Source organism: Mucilaginibacter sp. P4_E8 (assembly GCF_056401495.1).
In genome coordinates, this window is sequence record NZ_JBFUJG010000091.1 from 1 (window position 1) to 21,013 (window position 21,013).

Below are 21,013 nucleotides of genomic sequence, written 5' to 3' on the forward strand. Positions count from 1 at the left end.
GCAAAATACAATTTTACCAGCTGGTTATACGCCCAGGCCAGACTTGGGAATGATATTTTGTATGATAACAGGCTAACGATAACCCCCACAGGTACAGCCTATTCGCCCGGAGGTGCAGGAGGAATTGATGAACAATCAAACACCAAGCGGTCTGAACTAAATATGGATGTATTGATTGGCGCAAAACACGATATTATTAAAAATTTGCTCAGTTTTGATATATCAGGTGGCGCCAACATCCGTAAAAACAGCTATGAATATACCAGGCTTAGCGGTAGCCCGTTTATTATCCCCTACTTTTACGATATTAGTAATGTAAGTACCAAAAGCAGTATTTATAATTATAAAAGCAGCGAAACACACTCGGCCTATTACACGGCAGATTTTTCGATTAAAAACTATTTAACATTAAATACCACCGGCAGGTATGATGCCTATTCCACCTTACCGGCTTCAAACCGGGGCATATTTACGCCTTCGGTATCGGCCAGTATGTTGTTTTCAGAACTTGTACATATCCCCGGCCTTGACCAGGGAAAACTAAGGGTATCATATGCGCAAACAAGCGGTGAACCATCTGATGTTTACATTACATCGCAATATTACACCATTAATAATTCTATTAACGGTGTATCTGCTGCGGGCTTTTCAGACAGCCTGCCTAACTTCTTCTTAAAACCTTATACGCTAACCGAAACAGAGGTAGGCACCGATCTTAAATTTTTGAACGGACGGTTAGGCTTTGATGTGGCTTATTTTTATCGTAAAACAAAAAACGAGATCATAAAAAGTGATCTTGATGTTTCTTCGGGCTATGCAAGGCGTTATATTGCTACCGGCTCAACTCAAAACCAGGGCATCGAAGTAGAATTAAACGGGACACCTGTTAAAACGCCTGATTTTACATGGTCGCCCTCCTTTAATTTTACTTTTGTACAAAATAAGATACTTCAAACCGATGGTACAGCAGCTTCGCCCAATATAAGTTTTGGTACTTATAGGCCCCTTAATGCCGCTACAGCTTTGGTTAAAGGTATGTCCGGGCCTCAAATAATGGCAAATGATTACCTGCGTAATGCCAGCGGACAGATAATTTTTGATACCGCCGGTTTGCCCATAGCCGGGCCCCGTATACCAATGGGTAGCGCGGTCCCTAAAATTTATGGCGGGCTAACTAATAATTTTAGCTTTAAGAAAATCAGCCTTTCGTTCCTGATCGATTACAGGTATGGGAACAAAATACTATCGGCTACTAATTATTACAGTATTTATCGTGGCTTAAATAAGCTAACCCTTGCAGGCCGCGAAAATGGGGTTATTGGTGATGGTGTGACCATAACCGGCGAAAAAAACACGGTAGTTGTACCGGCCCAAACGTATTACCAGGGATTGGCGCAAAATATTTCGGCATTAAATGTTCTTGATGGCAGCTTTATAAAATTAAGACAGGTTACATTTGGCTATACTTTTTCAAAAGGTTTTTTAACCGGTTCTCCTTTTGAAGGTATAACAGTATCTTTAGTCGGTCGTAATCTTTGGACAATTATGAAACATTCAGACAATATCGACCCCGAATCAGGGTTTTCTCCGGATATCAAATATGCCGGAATTGAAGGTGCAAGCTTACCCCCTACACATACTTATGGAATTAATATTAATTTTAAACTCAAAAAGTAACAACAAAAAAATGGCCACAACCATAAAAAACATCAGCAGGCTCTCCATAGCCATCCTTGCTATGCTATTCATTAGTGCTGCTACAAAAGCCCAGCAAACCCCTTTTTACAAAGATGCCTCGCAATCGATTGAAATTAGAGTAAAGGATCTTTTATCAAAGCTTACGCTCGAAGAAAAAATATCACTTTTAGGCTATAGAAGTCAGGCCGTACCGCGTTTAGGCATCCCTGCTTATAATTGGTGGAACGAGGCTTTACACGGCGTAGCCCGTGCTGGCGAAGCTACCATATTCCCGCAGGCCATTGGTATGTCGGCCACATTTAATGATGATCTTTTAAAACAAGTATCTACTGCAATATCAACAGAAGCCCGAGCCAAATATAACCTGGCCATTGCGCAAGACAGGCATTTGCAATACATGGGCCTCACCTTCTGGACGCCTAATATCAATATTTTCCGTGATCCACGCTGGGGACGCGGACAGGAAACCTATGGTGAAGATCCCTTTTTAACCGGCCGTATGGGTTCGGCATTTGTTAAAGGGTTACAGGGAGATGATCCGCGTTATCTAAAAGCTTCGGCCACTGCAAAACACTTCGCTGTACATAGCGGCCCAGAGGCAGACCGTGATCGTTTTGACGCTAAAGTTGACGAAAAGGATCTGCGCGAAACCTACTTATACGCCTTTCATGAACTGKTTGGTGCGGGGGTTGAATCGGTAATGAGCGCATACAACAGGGTAAACGGCGTACCTAACTCCATTAATAAAATGTTGTTAACTGATATTTTAAGAAAAGAATGGGGCTTTAAAGGCCATGTGGTTACTGATTGCGGCGCGCTTGATGATGTTTATCTTACCCATAAAACCTTGCCTAATGCGGTTGAGGTAGCAGCAGCAGCCTTAAAAGCCGGTGTTAACCTTGATTGTTCATCTATTTTACAAAACGACGGTTTAAAAGCGATACAGCAAAAACTGCTTACAGAAAAAGATGTGGACCAGGCCTTGAGCGCTATTTTACGCACCGAATTTAAACTGGGTTTTTATGATGACTCAACCCTTAACCCTTATCATAACTATGGCGCTGATAGCATTCATAATACACAACACCTGGCCCTGGCGCGTAAAGTGGCCCAACAAAGTATGGTACTGCTTAAAAATGATAAAAACATTCTACCATTGAATAAAGCGAATGTATCAAGCATTATGGTGGTTGGGCCCAACGCGGCCTCGCTTGATGCCATGATAGCTAATTACCATGGTACCAGTAGCAAGGTGGTTAACTTTGTGGAGGGTATTACGGGCGCTGTTAGCAAATCTACACGGGTTGAGTATGACCTGGGCTGCGATTACCGTGATACCACACATTTTGGTGGCACCTGGGCTGCAGGTAACGCTGAGCTAACTATAGCAGTAATTGGTCTTTCGCCGGTATTGGAAGGCGAAGCAGGCGATGCCTTTTTATCAGAAAGTGGTGGCGACAAAAAGAACCTGAGCCTGCCGGCCAGTGAAATAGCATTTATGAAAGCCTTACGCAAGAGCGTTAAAACCAAACCAATTATAGCGGTTATAACTGCAGGCAGTGATGTTGATGTATCAGCCATTGAACCCTATGCCGATGCTATTATATTTGCCTGGTATCCTGGCGAACAGGGTGGTAATGCATTAGCCGACATTGTATTTGGTGATGTTTCCCCATCGGGCCATTTACCGCTTACTTTTTACAAAGATATGAGCAACCTTCCGGCTTACCAGGATTATAGCATGAAAGGCCGTACCTACCGTTATTATGACGGCCCGGTTCAATATCCGTTTGGTTTTGGTTTAAGCTATACTTCATTTGCTTACACGCTTGATAGCAAACCAAAAAGCTCCTACAAAAAATCAGATACCGTAACCGTTGCTGTTAATGTAAAAAACACCGGTAAAATGAATGGTGACGAGGTAGTGCAGGTTTATATCGAGTATCCCAAATTAGACAGGATGCCTATTAAAGAACTAAAGAGCTTTAAACATGTAAGTGTAGCAATGGGTAAAGATGAAACAGTTACGCTTAAGATCCCCGTTCAGGACTTGCAAAAATGGGATATGGCAACCCATAAATGGAAAATTTATCCGGGCCAGTATAAGTTGGTGCTTGGCAGCAATTCGGCAGATGAAAAGGCAAGTGTTAATTTTAATATAGCTAAATAATAGCCGATTCAAGTTATCAGGCTTTTAACTTTAAAAATGCGCAATGTATTAAAACACATTGCACATTTTTTTTAAACGAATATTACTCATATTAAAAAGTCTACTCCCTGCACCCCACTGATCTTTTTAAGTTCTGCTATCACTGTCATTACGGTTTCCTGCTGGGTAAATTGTTTTTGAATGGTGATCCTGATTTCGTCGTTGCCATCACCAGCGGTTAAGCTGATTTCCTTAAACGGGATATTATTTGTTTTCAGCACCCGCTCAATAGCTTCAAAATCAACCTGTTTTTGCGAAAGCAGCATCCTTATGTTCCGGTATTTGTTTTTATTAAAAAACCTGTTTTCAAACAGCTTAAATACAGAAAGAATCATTAACGCTATAAATGTAGTACTAACAGCTTCAATATATAAACCCCCACCAACAGCCAACCCTATGGCTGCTACGGTCCAGAGACCCGCGGCCGTGGTAAGTCCTTTTACAATTTCGTTACGCAGAAAAAATATGGTACCTGCACCCAGAAAACCTATTCCACTTACCACCTGTGCTGCCATCCTCGAAGGGTCAAGCGAAATACCTGGCTTACCCACCACATCCTGAAACCCATAAACAGAAACCAGCATAATAAGGGCCGAGCCGAGGGAAACCATCATGTGGGTTCTTAAACCGGCGGTCCAATGCCTCCGTTCGCGCTCCCACCCTATTATACTACCTAACAACGCGGCTACAAACAACCGCAGAAGCATATCATAAGTACTTATCATTATAGGTTCAGTTTAATTAATCCAATATATACCTAACAGGCATAACGCCAATTAATTTAAGGTAACATAAAGTTATAACAAACCCCAAACAATATTCGGGGATAAATAGATTAAGACCCATAAACCAAACAAATTCACACAGCCGTTGTCTATTATTAAAATTTAAATAACATACCATGATCACCAGCGGGGTTACAATTGGAATACACAAGCAGGATGGCACACATATGAATATAGCCATTGATCCGGCTTATGCCAATACAGAAAAAGGAAACGCCACAAATGCTGGCACCTATAAATTATATCGTGATATTGACAGCCCAAAAACTTTTGATAAAGGCTATCTGGGTGCCCTGCTTTTAGATGGTACAGATATTGGATATCAGTATTCTGGCGGTGATGAACTTACAGATTTTGAACTTAAGCAATTAGCTGAATTTATCAGGAACTACCAGGCTACCGGTAAAGAGTTTGATGATCATAAGCGCGACATCAGCACAAAATAGATCCCGGCCTTATTACAAAAGCGCCTTACTAAACTCCCGAAGATATTTGGCAATATAATCCTGTTTTGTTTTTGATTTGTACTGCATAATATAGCGCGGATGTTCCAGCGCGATGATCTGTTTAAAGAATTTCTGGTCAGCATTCAGCTTGCGCAAAAAAGTTTCATTTTTACCTGTTCCAAAGCAAAAACAAATATCAGTTTCAAACCCAAGGTCAATTTGCTTTTGTATATTTTCGATGATAAAGGGATATACCGCCTTTTGTAATTCCGGCTTATCGTAATAATTATAGTTCACTTCTTTCCCATTACTGCCGGTTATAGTAAAACCCAGCGGACAAACAGAATGAATATAAAATTGCTCATAAAATTCAGTGATCTCACCAAACGCCTGAATCATTTCATAAACATATTCTGAAGAGGGCTCATGAGCCATTGGCCCCGGATAAGGTATCTGGCACTGGTTTATCATTCTTTTAGGATCGGTAAACGAAACACCGGTCATACCTGAACCAAACCTACCCGGATTGATGCCAAATATTAAATGCCGGGGATGATCGTCACTATAATACTTTCTGTAAAATTGAGAAGAAACAGCAAGAGCCGGCCCATTCTCCTTAAAGGGGTTCATGATACTGATACCTAAGGGCAATGTCCCGGTAAAATCAAGTTGCTGGTTAAAGGCAATTATCCTATCTGCAAATGTGCTCATATCGGGCACTAACATATTCAAAAAGAACCGATACAAAAAATAAAATCCCGGTCACCCTCGCGGTAACCAGGAATCAATTATTAAACCAATTAAATATTACTTCATATACTCTTTGTCCAGGAACAGGTACCGGGCGCGGTTAACTTCAGTTTTAAGTTCGCTTTTAACATCAATATTCATAAACTTAACGCTATTGTTACTGGTATTTGCTTCCCACTTTGGCAAACCATTGCCATTAGGATTACCGGTTTTAATAAAGTTGGCAAAGTAGTTTTCCATAGTTGAGGATACTTTATAGTCATCGGGCGTCCAGGCATAAACTTTATTGCTGGCCAGGTTGCCCATAGCATACTCAATTTCTGAAGCGTGTGCAGCTCCAACAGCCGGGATTTTAGGAGGAGCAGGTTTTGCAGCATCACCCTTCACCACACCACCGGCAAGGCCTGGCGTTGCATTGCCCATTTGGGCTACCATAGCCGGGCGTATGCGCGAAAATTCATAACGGTACACCGGTTTACCCCCTGTTTGTATCTGCAGATCGGCCCATTTCCAGGTGCTGTAAACTATAAATCGGTCACTTGACAAAGCTGTCGCCACTTTAATCACTTCTTCATCTGTTGAAGCAGGATAAAGTTTTAAAGCTTCTTCCGCACGGTCGCCATAAAGCTGTGATAAAGTCTTTTTATAATTTTCAAGTGTTGGTGCATCACCCCGCATTAAAAACTGATATGGTACTTCGGCCGAGTTCCATCCTACCAGGATCGGCACGTGAGCCTGCTCACCGGCTTCAAAAATGGCAGGCAATGATTTGGGGAGTAAATATCCATCAATAGTAGCTGATGTTTGTACCGCCCCCGCTCTGAAAACAGAATCAAGCAATTGTGCAGCCGGAAGAGCCCTTAATGCCGCTAATGAATTTGCATTCATGTGAGCTGCAAAGGCAACTCCATTCTTTTCGCCATCAGCCAATGGTATAGGAAACAGCGTTGGTTTTATACCTGCACCGCTTTCGCCAATGGCACCGGCTATCAGATCTTTTGACAAGGGCGATGCCATTTGCACCGATACAGAAATTGATCCGGCCGATTCGCCCGCGATAGTTACTCTTTTAGGATCGCCGCCAAAAGCCGCGATGTTTTTTTGAACCCATAATAAAGCAGCGTGCTGATCAAGGTATCCATAGTTACCTGATGAATGATTGGGTGATTCCTTAGTTAACTCCGGATGAGCAAAAAAACCAAATACACCCAGCCTGTAGTTTACGGTAAGCGCAACAATACCCTTTTTAGCCATGCTTTCGCCATCGTAACGTGGCTCCGAGCCATCGCCGGCTGCAAGTCCGCCGCCGTAAAAATAAACCAGCACAGGTAGTTTTTCTTTCCCGGTTTTGGCTGGTGTCCAAACATTCAGGTATAAACAGTCTTCGCTCATACCTGCTGAGCGGAAGCCCATATCGCCAAATATTGGTTTCTGCATTCCGTTTTGTCCAAAATGGTCGGCTTTAAGTACACCCTGCCAGTTTTTTGCAGGTTGTGGTTCTTTCCATCGTAAATCACCAACAGGTGGCTGGGCATACGGGATCCCTTTAAAAATAGTGATTGATGAACCGGCATCTTTTACTCCTTCCAGCGTCCCGTTTTCAACGGTTACCTGATTAATTGTTTGGCTAAATACTCTTACCGCGGTAATTTGTACAAGCAGTAATACTACTAATAACGTTTTCTTCATATGGGTTTGGTTTATTATTTTAAACTGGTGTAAATGATCAATTTAAGAGTTTTAGCTTTCTATTGTATCATTTTGTTACAATAATAAATTAAATTTAATAAAACATCAATTTTTTTGTTATTTGCTCTTAAAATTTTACAATAAAAATGAGTGATGAATTTATAAAGCAAGAGATGAACGTTACCGGCGAAGGTTTTTTACCGGGTTTAGCCATTGACACGGTTATTTTCGGCTTTCATGACACTCATTTAAAAGTATTATTACTCACCTATAAAAACACCGGCCTGTTTGCCTTGCCCGGAGGGTTTATCCATCAAGATGAAGATGTAAACGAAGCCGCCCGCAGGGTTTTATTTAGCCGTACCGGTTTAACTAATATTTTCCTGGAGCAGTTTTATGTATTTGGAGATAAAAGCAGGCACGATACTGCCCCCCTTAAAACCATCATGACAGCCCGTGGTTTTATACCCGGTAATGACCACTGGTTACTAAAGCGCTTTGTATCCATTGGGTACTATGCACTTGTTGATTTTACAAAAGCAATACCTACACCCGATAGCATATCAGACAGCTGTGACTGGTTTAGTTTGGATAGCCTGCCTACATTAATGCAGGACCACCGGCAAATAGTGAATAAAGCTTTACAAACATTGCAGGCAAGCCTTGATCAGAAATTGATCGGGTTTAACCTGTTACCTGAAAACTTTACAATGGGCGATCTGCAATGCCTGTATGAAACCATTTTAAATAAAAAACTTATCCGCGCAGCTTTTCAACGTAAAATGCTCAGTATGGGAATATTGGAAAGAGTTGCCAAAAAATGGACAGGCGGAGCTCACAAGGCTCCCTACCTTTACCGGTTTGTTGCTGAAAGATAGTACATTGTCATAATTCACCCCTAAAAGTGTCGTATTCCCCCCTTTCGTATCCTGTTTTATGAGCGTAAATTTGGTTTATAAATAAACAGGGATCTTTAATGTATCCGTAACAAGCATTAAATCAATTAAAACACATAAATAAAACTAAAATGATAACGATCAACACTTATCTGAACTTTGCAGGAAACACTGAGGAAGCATTTAACTTTTACAGATCAGTTTTTGGAGGAGAGTTTTTAACGATAATGCGCTTTAAAGATACTTTCGAAGCCGACCGTACACCCGAGGCTGACAAGGACAAAATAATGCATATTGCTTTTCCAATTGGAAAAGGGAATATGTTGATGGCTACAGACGCCACAGGCGAAATGGGCAAAGCATTGGTTCAGGGTAACAATTATTACGTGTGCATTAATGGTGAAAACGTAGAGGAAACAAGAAAATTATTCACTGCGCTTGCTGCCGACGGCAAAATAGTTTATCCGTTTGACAAGGCCCCCTGGGGTAGTTACTTCGGCCAGCTGACAGATCAGTTTGGTATTCAGTGGATGGCAGACTGTCCTGCTGATCAATAATAAAATCGACATTCGTAACCTAAATATTATAAACAATTAAAATTTAAATCCTTAAATCATGAAAATCGCAGCAATTATTGTTCGTATACTGGTAGGCCTGATGTTCCTGTTCTCGTCGGCATACGTACTTTTTAAATTAGGGCCAATACCTGAAGCCCAAGGGAGTGTTAAAATATTTAACGATGGTATGGCCGCATCAATTTACCTGATACCATTGATTAAAATAACTGAGCTAATATGTTCTATAGCGCTTATTACAGGCAGGTTTGTTACACTTGCTTTGGTCGTGTTATTTCCAATCATGATCAACATTGTATTTTTTCATGCTTTCCTTGCACCAGAGGGATTAGTAACAGTTATACCATTGCTTATTGGTGTTCTGTTCCTCGCTTATACAAAACGCCAAAATTACGCAACGCTGTTTGTTGCAAAATAATAGTAAACTGTATAAGAGTAAAAACAAAAAAATAGAACCATGTATAAAACATGGTTCTATTAACCAGATAAATAGCATACTAAATAAGCTAAAATGACGGTAGAAGTATTTAAAACCAATGTTTGTACCCGCAGGTATGCCAACAAACTGGTAAATCAGATACATAAAACCTTTACTATGTATAAAGCAAATTTTGATCTGGACGATTGTGATAAAATACTGCGTGTTCAATGTATTCAGGGTTCAATAAGTTCAGGAGCACTGATCTTGTTTTTAAAGGATTTTGGATGTAATGCCGAAGTACTGCCTGATTGATATTCGGTTATATGCAAACAAAAATCAATTTCATTAATTGATAATTAATAAAAACTAATATTATGTTAGAAGCAAACAAAGCATTTAGCAGTTTTTCGGTAAACGACTTAACCGTGGCTAAAGAGTTTTATGGTAAAACACTTGGGCTAAAAATTTATGATGATAAGAAAATGCCCGAGTTGTTGAACCTGGAGATCAACGAAAACAACATTGTTTTAATATATCCCAAACCTAACCATGTGCCTGCCACCTTTACTATACTTAATTTCCCGGTAAAAAATGTTGAGGAAACTGTTGATGAATTAACCCGGCGAGGTGTAAAATTTATCGTCTATAATGATGAAAACTTTAAAACCGATGAAAAGGGGATTCTGAAAGGTGGTGATAATGGCCCTACTATAGCCTGGTTTAATGACCCTGCGGGTAATATCTTATCAATTATTCAGCAAGCTGATTAATAACCCGGAACAACTAAAATCCTTTATCAACCATAAGGCCAGAATGATCATCCATACCCTTAATTATATGCATAATTAAGGCTTATTTGTAACGCCAATTTTTAGTTAATTTATATCGTTAAATATTTCTAACCAGGTGGCATATTTAATCTATAATATGAGCAAGCCTATGTGCTACGCTTTACGCTCCAATACAGCTGTGTTATTAATTAAAATTATCGCGACGATCAACATTTTCGGGTACTTTTGATTTAGTAATAGCTTACGGAAGCTAAAATGGACGGTGGGGTAATTATTTTATAAATAACTTCTAAAAAAACAAACCCCTGACGTTGTTTTAACGTACACCTATCAAATTTTTGTCTTGATCTTTAAAGCACCCTATTTTTTAAAAAAATTGAGTTTAAAATCCATCTCTTTAATTTTTTTTGTAATGAACAAATGTTTTCTGCTTTATTATTAATTCAACTATTATTCCCCTAAAAAAATGAAAAAAAACCTACTAATTGTTGATGACGATTTAAGCATATTGAAATTACTCAACTTTATCCTGTCGAAAGATTATGATGTGGTTGTTAAAAACAATGGCATTGATGCATTCGGCTGGCTTGAAGATGGAAATATGCCCGAATTGATAATATCAGATCTGCAAATGCCTTATTTTGATGGGCAATCATTTATAAAAAACGTTAAGATCAGCGGTTTTTATCGTGATATTCCAGTTATATTACTTTCTGCAGCGCATGACTTGGATGAACAGGTGAGCAAAATGTCATTTAAAGTTGACGCTTATATGCATAAGCCATTCAAACCAACCGAACTAAAATTGGCCATTAATCAACTTTTACAAGTGTATGAATCAACAAACAGCTGATTGGAACAAAAATTCAGGTTCTCATGTCAGAATTGCTTATGCAGGCTTGGAATTAAAAGAGTTAATATTAACAGGTCTTAATGAGAATTTTAAAATAATTTATAACGATTCTATAGTTCAGTTGGAGGAGTATCTGGGCAATCAGTCGATTTTATCAGTACCCGATATCATTCTGATGGAGATAGACGCGGAAGGAAAATGTTTCAACTTAGTTCAGGAGCTTAAAAAGAGTTTTCTGCTCAATGGGTCAATTATAGTGCTTTTATCATCAAAAAATGATAAAGAGCTCAAACAAAAAGCCATGCAGCTTAAAGTACATGATTTTTACAGTGTACCTTTTTTAATTGACAATTTACGTGAGCGCCTTAATTTTCTTGTTACCTTTAAGTTAATAAAACCAAGACTACTCGAGCTTTCAAAAGAAGTAGATACTACTTATAAAATGCCACTTGGTAAACGTATAATTGACCTGGCTATATCGGGCAGCATGTTGTTTATCTTATCGCCTTTGTTTTTGCTCATTGCCATATTGGTAAAGTTAGATTCAAAAGGGCCCGCATTTTATAAAAGCAAACGCGTAGGTACCGGTTACAAAGTGTTTGATTTTTATAAATTCAGATCAATGCGTACCGATGCCGATCAGTTGCTGGCCCAACTATCAACAGGAAACAACCAATATGCAACAGAAGATGGCGGTAATAAAGCTGCATTTGTGAAGATCAAGAACGATCCGCGTGTTACAAAACTGGGACAGTTTTTACGCAACTCCAGTCTTGACGAATTACCTCAGTTATTTAATATCCTTGTTGGTGATATGTCTGTAGTTGGCAACAGACCCCTGCCTGTTTATGAGGCCGAAATGTTAACCTCAAATGAGTGGTCAATGCGCTTTCTGGGTCCTGCAGGCTTAACCGGTTTGTGGCAGATCAGTAAACGGGGAAAAGAAGACATGTCTGAACGCGAGCGAAAAAAATTAGATAATTTCTATGCCCAAAAGTATTCTATTTGGTTAGATTTTAAAATTATTATGGGCACCATACCCGCACTATTCCAAAAAGAAAAAGTATAACCAATGAATAAGAGTATTAAAAAAAATCTGCTTCTTATTGGTTTTTACTGTCTTTACCAATCATTCGTTCGCACAGAATCTTTTAAAGATATTTCATACCCTATCTCGAAGCACTGATAGCTACTGTAAAGAAAAATTCCATTAACATTGTTATCCCTAACATTTTCAAAGGTTCAGTTTGATACCTGGAACATGGCCTTCTTCCTGTACGATCTGAATATATGGGTACCTGATAACTGGGTGATCATGGAAACCTCCTGATCACTCTCAACAGAAAAATTAATTGATTGTGCCGCATTACCCAAATCTGATTACAATTGTAGCCATACACAACCCAGCGGAGAGGTTTTGCCCCCCTTACTGATAACGAAAAGCCGGTAGCTGCTATTTGGCAGGAAGTGAAAGTATGATTTAGAAAAGGCTTAACGGGAGTAATAGTTAATATTAATTAAATTATTATTTGTTGTCTATATAATTTAATATTAAACAATATAAAAAATGCTATATTGAACTATAATTCCTTTTAAAGCCCATGATGAAAATATTTGCAAGCATACTACAAAACTGTTTAAACGAAGCTTCCTAAAAATGGCAACGCAAATGGATTTAATTAATGTTCAAATTAAGTTTCAGGATGATGTTAAATGGCAAAGTGGAACGGATTGTGATTATAAATTAAATGACGATCAGGTTGATGTTTGGCGAATTAAGATCAGTTCAAATCTGACATTTATTGATGACTTTTTTAAAGTATTGCTGCCTGATGAAATCATGAGGGCCAATCGATACGTGCAAAAAAAAGACCGGCTCAGGTTTGTGGTGAGTCGGGGTGCGTTAAGATGTTTACTTAGCAAGTATACTAATCGGTCAGCTTCGGCTATTAAATTTGTTATAAGCGCAAATAAAAAACCATTTATATACGATCAAAAAGTAAAGTATAATGTATCCCACTCCGGCGACTGGGTTTTGATAGCCATAGCAAACACCGAAGTTGGTGTGGATACAGAAGAAATGGATCCATTATTTAGCTACAAGGAAATACTGGCCGACAATTTTAGCAGGGATGAGATAAACTATATTGCGCACCAGGATTCTATTAACAGCTTTTATTTGCTTTGGACACGTAAGGAAGCCATAACCAAAGCAACCGCAATAGGCCTGGATGATAACCTAAAATACATACCCTGTTTAAACGGTGGCCATGAAATAAACAGTGGCATGCTTTCATCGGTCAAAAACTGGCAGCTAAACAGCTTTAAACCCGACGAAGATAATATGGCAAGTTTAGCCACCGAGATCACAGTTGAGCAGGTCAGGTATTGGGATGTTAATTTTGAAGGTTTTTTACCGTGCTTTAAACAGTCCGTACTTTAATATACAATAAATAGCCCTTACACCATCCTTCCATCCTATTTTTTTACCCTCTTCGTAAGTACGTCCATAATAAGAGATCCCTACCYCATATATCCTGATCTTAGGCACCCTTGAAATTTTAATGGTAATTTCAGGTTCAAAGCCAAACCGTCTTTCGGTTAAAGGTATAGCCTGTATAACTTTGGTGTCAAATAGCTTATAACAGGTTTCCATATCAGTAAGATTCAGGTTCGAAAACATGTTTGAAGCAAATGTGAGCCACCGGTTGCCAATGGTATGCCAAAAAAACAAAATACGGTGCGGGTTGCTGCCCATAAATCGGGAACCATACACCACATCGGCAAAACCAGAAATTACAGGCTTTAGTAGGTCGTTATATTCGGCAGGATCATATTCAAGGTCGGCATCCTGTATAATCAGATAATCGCCCGTAGCTTTGGATATGCCGGTATGCAGCGCAGCACCTTTACCTTTGTTTATCTCGTGCTTAAAATATTGGATATTAAGTTCGGGATTGGCCTCTTGGTATCTGTTAATAGCATACTCGGTATTATCCTTTGAACAATCATTTACAATAATGATCTCTTTTTGAATGTCATTTGTAAGGCTTACCGATTTAATTTTATCCAAAATCAAATGTATGGTGTTACCTTCGTTATAAGCAGGGATAATAATTGATAATTTTTGTATGGTCATTATTGTTTTGTGATCAAATTATACAGCCACTACATATTTTTTGCAGTATAAGGCTTATTTTATCTTTATTGAAAATATATTAATGCAAGCAATATTAAAACGGATCAAAATTTACTTAAAAAAACCAAAAGTAATATTAATCCTCATATTCTTGTTTTGTTTAACCCTGCTATTTTGGTTTTGTTTGCCCAAACCGTTATTTAAAAGTCCAACCTCCTATGTAATAGACGATGACAAAGGGCAATTATTGGGTGCATCCATAGCAGTGGATGGTCAATGGCGTTTTCCATATAACAATAGCGTGCCTGATAAGTTTAAGCAATGTATCATCGCGTTTGAGGATAAACGTTTTGAACATCACCCTGGTTTTGATGTGTTGGCCTTTAGCCGGGCTATGAGGCAAAACTTGCTGTCAAAAAAAGTAACCAGTGGCGGCAGTACCATCACCATGCAGGTTATTAGGTTGGCAACCAAACATAAACGTACCATCTGGAATAAATTGCTGGAAATTTTTATGGCCCTGCGCCTGGAACTCACTTACAATAAAAATGAGGTATTGGCACTTTATACCAGCAATGCCCCTTTTGGTACAAATGTGATTGGGTTAGATGCCGCGTCATGGCGTTACTTTGGCCGCAGTCCTGATAAACTATCATGGGGAGAAATGGCAGCTATGGCTGTTTTGCCAAATTCCCCGTCTTTAGTACATCCCGGCAGAAACAGAGCTCTGTTACTCAAAAAGCGCAATTTATTACTTAGCAGATTAAACAGGCAAGGCATTATTGATAGCGCTACCGCGGCATTGGCAGAATTAGAACCTGTGCCCGACAGGCCTATGCCCCTACCCCAACTGGCCCCTCACCTGCTGCAACGTTTTAAAAATGATCACCGGGGTAAACCATTGGGCGATACCCGCATCCAAACAAGTATAAATGCTGCACTACAGCAGCAGGTAAATGATATTCTTGAACAGCATCACCAGGTTTTAAAGGCTAACGATATTAATAACATTGCTGCTATTGTTTTAGATGTGGAAACTGGTGCTACCCTGGCATACGCCGGCAATATATCGCACCGTGAAGACCCGCAAATGGAAAGCGATGTTGATGTGATTGACGCCCCGCGAAGCCCCGGCAGTACATTAAAACCGTTACTATATGCCTCCATGCTACACAATGGTCTGATATTACCCAATAGCCTGCTGCCCGATGTACCTACGCTGATAGCTGGTTATCACCCCGAAAATTTCGACCTGGGTTATGATGGCGCTGTGCCTGCATCAAGGGCATTGTCGCGCTCGTTAAATGTACCAGCAGTAAAAATGCTGCAGCAGTTTAAATACGAAAGGTTTTATGATTTTCTGCAAAAAGCAGGTATAACAACTTTGACCAAACCTGCCGATCATTATGGTTTGTCGTTGATATTAGGAGGTGGCGAAAATACCTTGTGGGAATTAAGTGGCGCTTATGCCAATATGGCCCGTGTGCTTAATCATTTTGATAAATATAATGGTAAATATGACCCGGCAGATTATCATAGCCCTGTTTACAGCATCCCCGCTAAAACAAAACCAGCCTTAGAAAAATCGGGGTTGCTGGATGCTGCATCCATTTACTACACCTTCCAGGCGATGGAGGAAGTGATGCGGCCCGGAGAAGAGATGTTATGGCAGCAATTCAGTTCCACCCAGCGGGTAGCATGGAAAACAGGTACAAGCTTTGGCTTTCGCGATGGTTGGGCAATAGGTATTTCTCCCCGGTATGTGGTTGGCGTGTGGGTAGGCAATACCGACGGCGAAGGCCGGCCCGGTCTTACCGGGATCAATACGGCGGCCCCTGCCCTGTTTGAAATTTTCAGGCTGCTGCCTGTATCACGCGATTGGTTTGAAATGCCGGTTGGTGAAATGGTGAAAATAAATGTATGCCACCAAAGTGGTTACCGCGCCGGGCAATATTGCGATGATGTTGACGAAATGCTGGTACCTAAAAGTGGTTTAAAAGCCCCGGTTTGCCCTTATCACCAATTGATCCATTTATCTGCTGATGGCAAATACCAGGTAAACGGTAATTGCGAATCGCCGGATAATATGGTGAACAAAAAATGGTTTGTACTGCCGCCATCTATGGAGTATTATTATAAAGCCCGCAATTACCAATACCATGTATTGCCACCGTTTCGCGATGGTTGTACACAGGCCGAGAATAGTAACGCGATGGAAGTGATATACCCTAAAGATGGTGCAAAAATATACGTGCCGCTCGAGGCCGACGGCAGCCGGGGCAGGATGATCTGCAACGCGGCACATCGTGTACCAGGCATGAAGATATTCTGGCACCTGGATGATCAGTACGTTGGCGAAACCAGGGATTCTCATCAAATGGCCTTAAACCCACCTCCTGGTAAACACCTGCTTACCCTGGTTGATGGGAATGGCAATACCATTAACATTGGCTTTGAGATATTGAGTAAGGATAAGTGATGAGTCTTGAGTTTTTATTGATGTAATATCACGGTACGGCAATTTCATTCATAACTCATCCCTCAAAACTAAAAACTATAATTATATTGCCTCTTAAATTTGAATCTACATGCTTGAACAGTATGATCTGCATAATTTACTGGTGATTGATATTGAAACTGTACCTCAGTACAGCAGTCATGATCAAGTGCCTGAGCATCTGCAAAAATTATGGGAACTTAAATCAAAGAACCAGCGCAAGGATGATACAGCTGAAAATTTTTACACAAGCGCGGGCATCTGGGCCGAATTTGGCAAGATAGTTTGTATATCAGCTGGGATATTTACCGGCGGGAAAGATACCGGCCTGAGAATAAAATCATTTGCCGGGCATGATGAAAAGGAATTGCTAACCAAATTTTCGGCTTTGCTATTTAGTCAGCCAGCAAACCTGGTTTTATGCGCGCACAACGGTAAGGAGTTTGATTTTCCGTATATCTGTCGCCGGTTATTGATCAATGGTTTACCATTTCCGCCTCAATTGCAAATTGCAGGTAAAAAGCCCTGGGAGGTAGTACATTTAGACACTATGGAACTATGGAAATTTGGTGATTATAAAAGTTATACCTCGCTCAACCTGCTTACCGCTATTTTTGATATACCAACCCCAAAAGATGATATTGACGGCAGTATGGTTGGCCATGTTTACTGGAACGAGAACCAGTTAGACAGGATATGTACGTATTGTCAAAAAGACGTAGTAGCTACAGCACAATTACTAAGGCGGTATCGTGGCGAAGATTTAATAAAAGATGAATTTATTACCATAATTGGTCAATAATGCTGCAAGTAAAGGATCTGTCTATTAGTTTTAAAACAAGAAACGGCTTATTTAAAGCGGTAAAAAACATATCATTCAATTTAAAAAAGGGCGAAACCATTGGTATAGTTGGCGAATCGGGCTCTGGTAAATCAGTAACTTCACTGGCACTCATGCGTTTACTGAATGCTGATCAAACGGTGATTGGTGGCAAGGTTTTATTAAATGATACCAGCCTGTTTAACCTGCCTGAGCAGGATATGCGCCACATTCGGGGCAACCAAATGGCCATGATCTTCCAGGAGCCCATGACCTCGCTCAACCCTGTACTGACTTGCGGTTTTCAACTTACAGAGGCTATTCAACTGCACCTGGGTGTAAGTAAAGCTGAAGCTAAAAAGAAAACTTTAGAACTTTTTAATGAAGTTCAACTCCCCCGCCCCGAAGCTATATTTGACAGCTACCCGCATCAAATATCCGGCGGGCAAAAACAAAGGGTAATGATCGCCATGGCACTTTCCTGTAACCCGGAGATCCTGATAGCCGATGAACCCACCACTGCGCTGGATGTTACGGTTCAAAAAGCGATCATTGAGCTTTTAGTCAACCTCAAAAACACCCGCTGCAGAAGTTTGATATTTATATCGCATGATTTGGGGGTGATCAAAGAAATTGCCGACCGTGTTTTGGTTATGTACAAAGGCGAAATTGTGGAAGAAGCCACAGTAGCTGATCTGTTTACCAATCCGCAGCATCCTTATACCAAAGGATTACTGGCCTGCAGACCTTCGCCAAATCAACATTTAAAAAAACTCCCGGTTATTGCTGATTTTTTTGATGTTGATGGCACGGTAAATACACAATCAACTACTATTGAAAGCATCAGGGCTTTATATAACTACCCCCAGGCTGAAATAGCCGAAAGAAAAAAGGAGTTATATCAACAAATACCATTATTAAAGATAGATCAGCTATCAACCTGGTTTCCGGTTAATCCCGGTTTGCTTGGCCCGTCAGGACAGGTGGTTAAGGCAGTGAATAATGTGAGTTTTGAGGTATATCCAGGCGAAACACTTGGCCTGGTTGGGGAATCGGGTTGCGGGAAAACCACTTTGGGCCGCACCATTTTACGTTTAATAGAGCCCACGGCTGGCAACGTAAGCTTTGAAGGTACCGACTTGGGCAAGCTTAAAAAAAACGACCTCAGGGAGATACGACGCGATATACAGATCATTTTTCAGGATCCGTACTCCTCTTTAAATCCACGTTTAACTGTGGGGCAATCACTAATGGAACCTTTGCAGGTACACCAGTTTTACAGCAACAATACCAAACGTAAGCAAAGGGTATTGGAGCTATTGCAAAGGGTAAATCTTTTGCCTGAGCATTTTAATCGTTATCCACATGAGTTTTCGGGCGGGCAAAGGCAGCGCATAGTTATTGCCAGAGCATTGGCCCTTCAACCTAAATTCATCATCTGCGATGAATCAGTATCCGCACTTGATGTATCGGTACAGGCCCAGGTGCTTAACCTCATCCGCGAATTGCAGCAGGAGTTTAAGCTTACCTATATCTTCATTTCTCATGACCTGGCAGTAATCAAACACATATCCGACCGCATGATGGTAATGAACAAAGGCGAAATAGTGGAAACAGGTTATCCTGATGATATTTACTATCGCCCTAAAGAGGATTATACAAAAAGGTTAATAGCTTCTATACCGCAAGGATAAAACGGGACATATGTGATCTGCCTTATGCACTTTTCACCCCAATCTCCTAACGTTGAAATTCCGTATCTTTGGGCAAATACTTTTGTATGTCTAAAAAGAAAAATAATTCTTCCATAGTTCAGGTACTTACTCAAATGGTACTTGACATATTTGAACAAAACGGCAATACGCCACTAAACTATAAACAAGTTTCTGCTAAATTAAATGTTCGCGATCCGGAATCGCGCGAAATCATATTTGATATATTAAAGGATGAGGCTAAAAAATCTGTCCTTAAAGAACTTTCACCCGGAAAATTCCAGTTACTTGAATTAAAAACATTTATTGAAGGTAAGGTTGATCTGACAAATGATGGCTCTGCCTTTATTGTAACCGATGACGAGTTTGAAAGCGATATTTTTATCGCTCCACGTAAATTACGTAACGCCCTTAATGGCGACAGGGTTAAAGTATACGTATATGCCAAAAGCAAAGGCAAACGCAAGGAAGGTGAGGTAATTGAAATATTACAGCGTGCCAAAATGGAGTTTACCGGTATTGTAAAACTATCAGAGCGTTTCGCCTTCTTCATCCCCGACGACCGCAAAATGATGCACGATATTTTTATCCCTATCAGCGAGTTGAATGGGGCTAAAAACGGGATAAAAGCAGTTGCAGAAATTACCGACTGGCCCACCGAAGCTAAGAACCCAATTGGTCGTATTAAGCACATATTAGGCGCCCAGGGCGAAAACGATACGGAAATGAACGCCATTCTTGCTGAATATGGCTTCCCTCTTTCGTTTCCGGCCGAGGTTGAACATGATGCCGAAGAAATTTCAGACATCATTACCAATGAAGAAATAGCCAAAAGACGCGATTTCAGGAATATTACAACTTTCACTATTGACCCTTTTGATGCCAAGGACTTTGACGATGCGCTATCATTCAAACAATTAGAAAACGGTAATTATGAAGTAGGTGTGCACATTGCCGATGTATCGCACTACATCATTCCTGATTCTGCGTTGGATAAAGAAGCGCTGGAACGCGCCACATCTGTTTATTTAGTGGATAGGGTGATCCCTATGCTGCCAGAGCGACTGTCAAATGGTCTTTGTTCATTACGTCCCAAAGAAGATAAGCTTTGTTTTTCGGCAGTATTTGAACTTGATGAGAACGCCTTTATAATTAACGAGTGGTATGGTAAAACCATTATCTATTCAGACAGGCGCTTTACCTATGAGGAAGTTCAGGAAGTGATTGAAAGCAAGGAAGGCGATTTTGTAAATGAAATATTAAAACTAAATGAACTGGCCTACAAACTGCGCGAACGTAAATTTAAAAATGGCGCCATCAGCTTTGAAGCTACAGAGGTTAAATTTAAGCTGGATGAACAGGGTAAACCGGTTGGGGTTTACGTTAAAGAACGCAAAGACGCGCACAAACTGATTGAAGATTTTATGCTTTTGGCCAACCGTAAGGTATCCGAATATGTGAGTAAACTGGGTAAAGGCAAGCATAAATTTACATTTGTATATCGTACACATGATTCGCCTAAACCAGATGCATTAGCCAATTTTGCCCAGTTTGCCGCAAGGTTTGGTTATAAGATCAACACCAAATCTGACAAGGAAACTGCCAAATCCTTAAACTACCTGATGGAAGATGTGGAAGGCAAAAAGGAACAAAATGTACTTACCCAGTTGGCTATCCGCTCAATGGCTAAGGCTATTTATACCACCAAAACCACCAGCCATTACGGTCTGGC

General features: G+C 40.3%; 19 protein-coding genes. 15 read left to right on the plus strand and 4 right to left on the minus strand.

The window, feature by feature from the left end; genetic code table 11:
* A partial coding sequence (locus AC1DRQ_RS22660) for a TonB-dependent receptor domain-containing protein (RefSeq protein ID WP_477427083.1) occupies positions 1-1,677 on the plus strand: 1,677 nt, incomplete at its 5' end.
* Positions 1,643-3,868, plus strand: a complete 2,226-nt coding sequence (locus AC1DRQ_RS22665; RefSeq protein WP_477427085.1) for a glycoside hydrolase family 3 N-terminal domain-containing protein — start codon at positions 1,643-1,645, stop codon at positions 3,866-3,868. The genes AC1DRQ_RS22660 and AC1DRQ_RS22665, both read left to right, overlap by 35 nt.
* 86 nt (positions 3,869-3,954) lie before the next feature.
* Here the strand turns inward: AC1DRQ_RS22665 and AC1DRQ_RS22670 are convergent, their stop codons facing one another.
* The gene (locus AC1DRQ_RS22670; RefSeq protein WP_477427086.1) at positions 3,955-4,632 is read right to left on the minus strand and encodes an MgtC/SapB family protein; all 678 of its coding nucleotides are present in this window, start codon (positions 4,630-4,632) and stop codon (positions 3,955-3,957) included.
* 176 nt (positions 4,633-4,808) lie between these two features.
* On the opposite strand from AC1DRQ_RS22670, the gene AC1DRQ_RS22675 reads away from it, so the two are divergent.
* Entirely contained in the window at positions 4,809-5,138 is a 330-nt protein-coding gene (locus tag AC1DRQ_RS22675; RefSeq protein WP_477427088.1) for a hypothetical protein, read from the plus strand.
* Between the two features lie 12 nt (positions 5,139-5,150).
* Here AC1DRQ_RS22675 and AC1DRQ_RS22680 read toward each other — a convergent pair whose 3' ends face one another.
* Together AC1DRQ_RS22680 and AC1DRQ_RS22685 are read right to left on the minus strand one after the other, a co-directional pair.
* Positions 5,151-5,849 (minus strand): uracil-DNA glycosylase family protein, encoded by a 699-nt coding sequence (locus AC1DRQ_RS22680; protein ID WP_477427090.1) that lies wholly within the window; start codon positions 5,847-5,849, stop codon positions 5,151-5,153.
* Between the two features lie 96 nt (positions 5,850-5,945).
* The gene (locus AC1DRQ_RS22685; RefSeq protein ID WP_429392100.1) at positions 5,946-7,577 is read right to left on the minus strand and encodes a carboxylesterase/lipase family protein; all 1,632 of its coding nucleotides are present in this window, start codon (positions 7,575-7,577) and stop codon (positions 5,946-5,948) included.
* A gap of 146 nt (positions 7,578-7,723) precedes the next feature.
* Between AC1DRQ_RS22685 and AC1DRQ_RS22690 the strand changes: the two genes are divergently transcribed.
* From AC1DRQ_RS22690 to AC1DRQ_RS22725, 8 genes are all read left to right on the plus strand, one after another.
* A complete protein-coding gene (locus AC1DRQ_RS22690) occupies positions 7,724-8,455 on the plus strand; it encodes an NUDIX hydrolase (RefSeq protein WP_477427093.1) in 732 nt (243 codons plus the stop codon).
* A 149-nt stretch (positions 8,456-8,604) separates the two neighbouring features.
* Positions 8,605-9,030, plus strand: coding sequence for a VOC family protein (locus AC1DRQ_RS22695; protein ID WP_477427095.1), 426 nt, complete (start codon positions 8,605-8,607; stop codon positions 9,028-9,030).
* Between the two features lie 58 nt (positions 9,031-9,088).
* Positions 9,089-9,466 carry a DoxX family membrane protein gene (locus AC1DRQ_RS22700; RefSeq protein ID WP_429392093.1) on the plus strand — a complete coding sequence of 126 codons (378 nt, stop codon included), beginning with the start codon at positions 9,089-9,091 and terminating at the stop codon, positions 9,464-9,466.
* Positions 9,467-9,559: 93 nt separating this feature from the next.
* Entirely contained in the window at positions 9,560-9,781 is a 222-nt protein-coding gene (locus AC1DRQ_RS22705; protein ID WP_429392090.1) for a hypothetical protein, read from the plus strand.
* A 62-nt stretch (positions 9,782-9,843) separates the two neighbouring features.
* A complete protein-coding gene (locus AC1DRQ_RS22710) occupies positions 9,844-10,239 on the plus strand; it encodes a VOC family protein (RefSeq protein ID WP_477427098.1) in 396 nt (131 codons plus the stop codon).
* 487 nt (positions 10,240-10,726) lie between these two features.
* Complete coding sequence (locus AC1DRQ_RS22715; protein WP_429392085.1) at positions 10,727-11,113, plus strand: response regulator; 387 nt, start codon at positions 10,727-10,729, stop codon at positions 11,111-11,113.
* Positions 11,094-12,182, plus strand: coding sequence for a sugar transferase (locus tag AC1DRQ_RS22720; RefSeq protein ID WP_429392083.1), 1,089 nt, complete (start codon positions 11,094-11,096; stop codon positions 12,180-12,182). The genes AC1DRQ_RS22715 and AC1DRQ_RS22720 overlap by 20 nt, the downstream gene beginning before the upstream one ends.
* Before the next feature lie 600 nt (positions 12,183-12,782).
* Positions 12,783-13,556 (plus strand): 4'-phosphopantetheinyl transferase family protein, encoded by a 774-nt coding sequence (locus AC1DRQ_RS22725; RefSeq protein ID WP_477427101.1) that lies wholly within the window; start codon positions 12,783-12,785, stop codon positions 13,554-13,556.
* Here the strand turns inward: AC1DRQ_RS22725 and AC1DRQ_RS22730 are convergent.
* Positions 13,527-14,252 (minus strand): glycosyltransferase family 2 protein, encoded by a 726-nt coding sequence (locus AC1DRQ_RS22730; protein WP_477427103.1) that lies wholly within the window; start codon positions 14,250-14,252, stop codon positions 13,527-13,529. The genes AC1DRQ_RS22725 and AC1DRQ_RS22730 overlap by 30 nt on opposite strands.
* Positions 14,253-14,436: 184 nt before the next feature.
* On the opposite strand from AC1DRQ_RS22730, the gene pbpC reads away from it, so the two are divergent.
* From pbpC to AC1DRQ_RS22750, 4 genes are all read left to right on the plus strand, one after another.
* Positions 14,437-16,731 carry a penicillin-binding protein 1C gene (pbpC, locus tag AC1DRQ_RS22735; protein ID WP_477427105.1) on the plus strand — a complete coding sequence of 765 codons (2,295 nt, stop codon included), beginning with the start codon at positions 14,437-14,439 and terminating at the stop codon, positions 16,729-16,731.
* Between the two features lie 109 nt (positions 16,732-16,840).
* Complete coding sequence (locus AC1DRQ_RS22740; protein WP_477427107.1) at positions 16,841-17,551, plus strand: 3'-5' exonuclease; 711 nt, start codon at positions 16,841-16,843, stop codon at positions 17,549-17,551.
* Positions 17,551-19,263 carry an ABC transporter ATP-binding protein gene (locus tag AC1DRQ_RS22745; protein WP_477427109.1) on the plus strand — a complete coding sequence of 571 codons (1,713 nt, stop codon included), beginning with the start codon at positions 17,551-17,553 and terminating at the stop codon, positions 19,261-19,263. The genes AC1DRQ_RS22740 and AC1DRQ_RS22745 overlap by 1 nt, the downstream gene beginning before the upstream one ends.
* Before the next feature lie 86 nt (positions 19,264-19,349).
* On the plus strand, positions 19,350-21,013 hold a 1,664-nt coding region (locus AC1DRQ_RS22750; protein WP_477427111.1), incomplete at its 3' end, for a ribonuclease R family protein.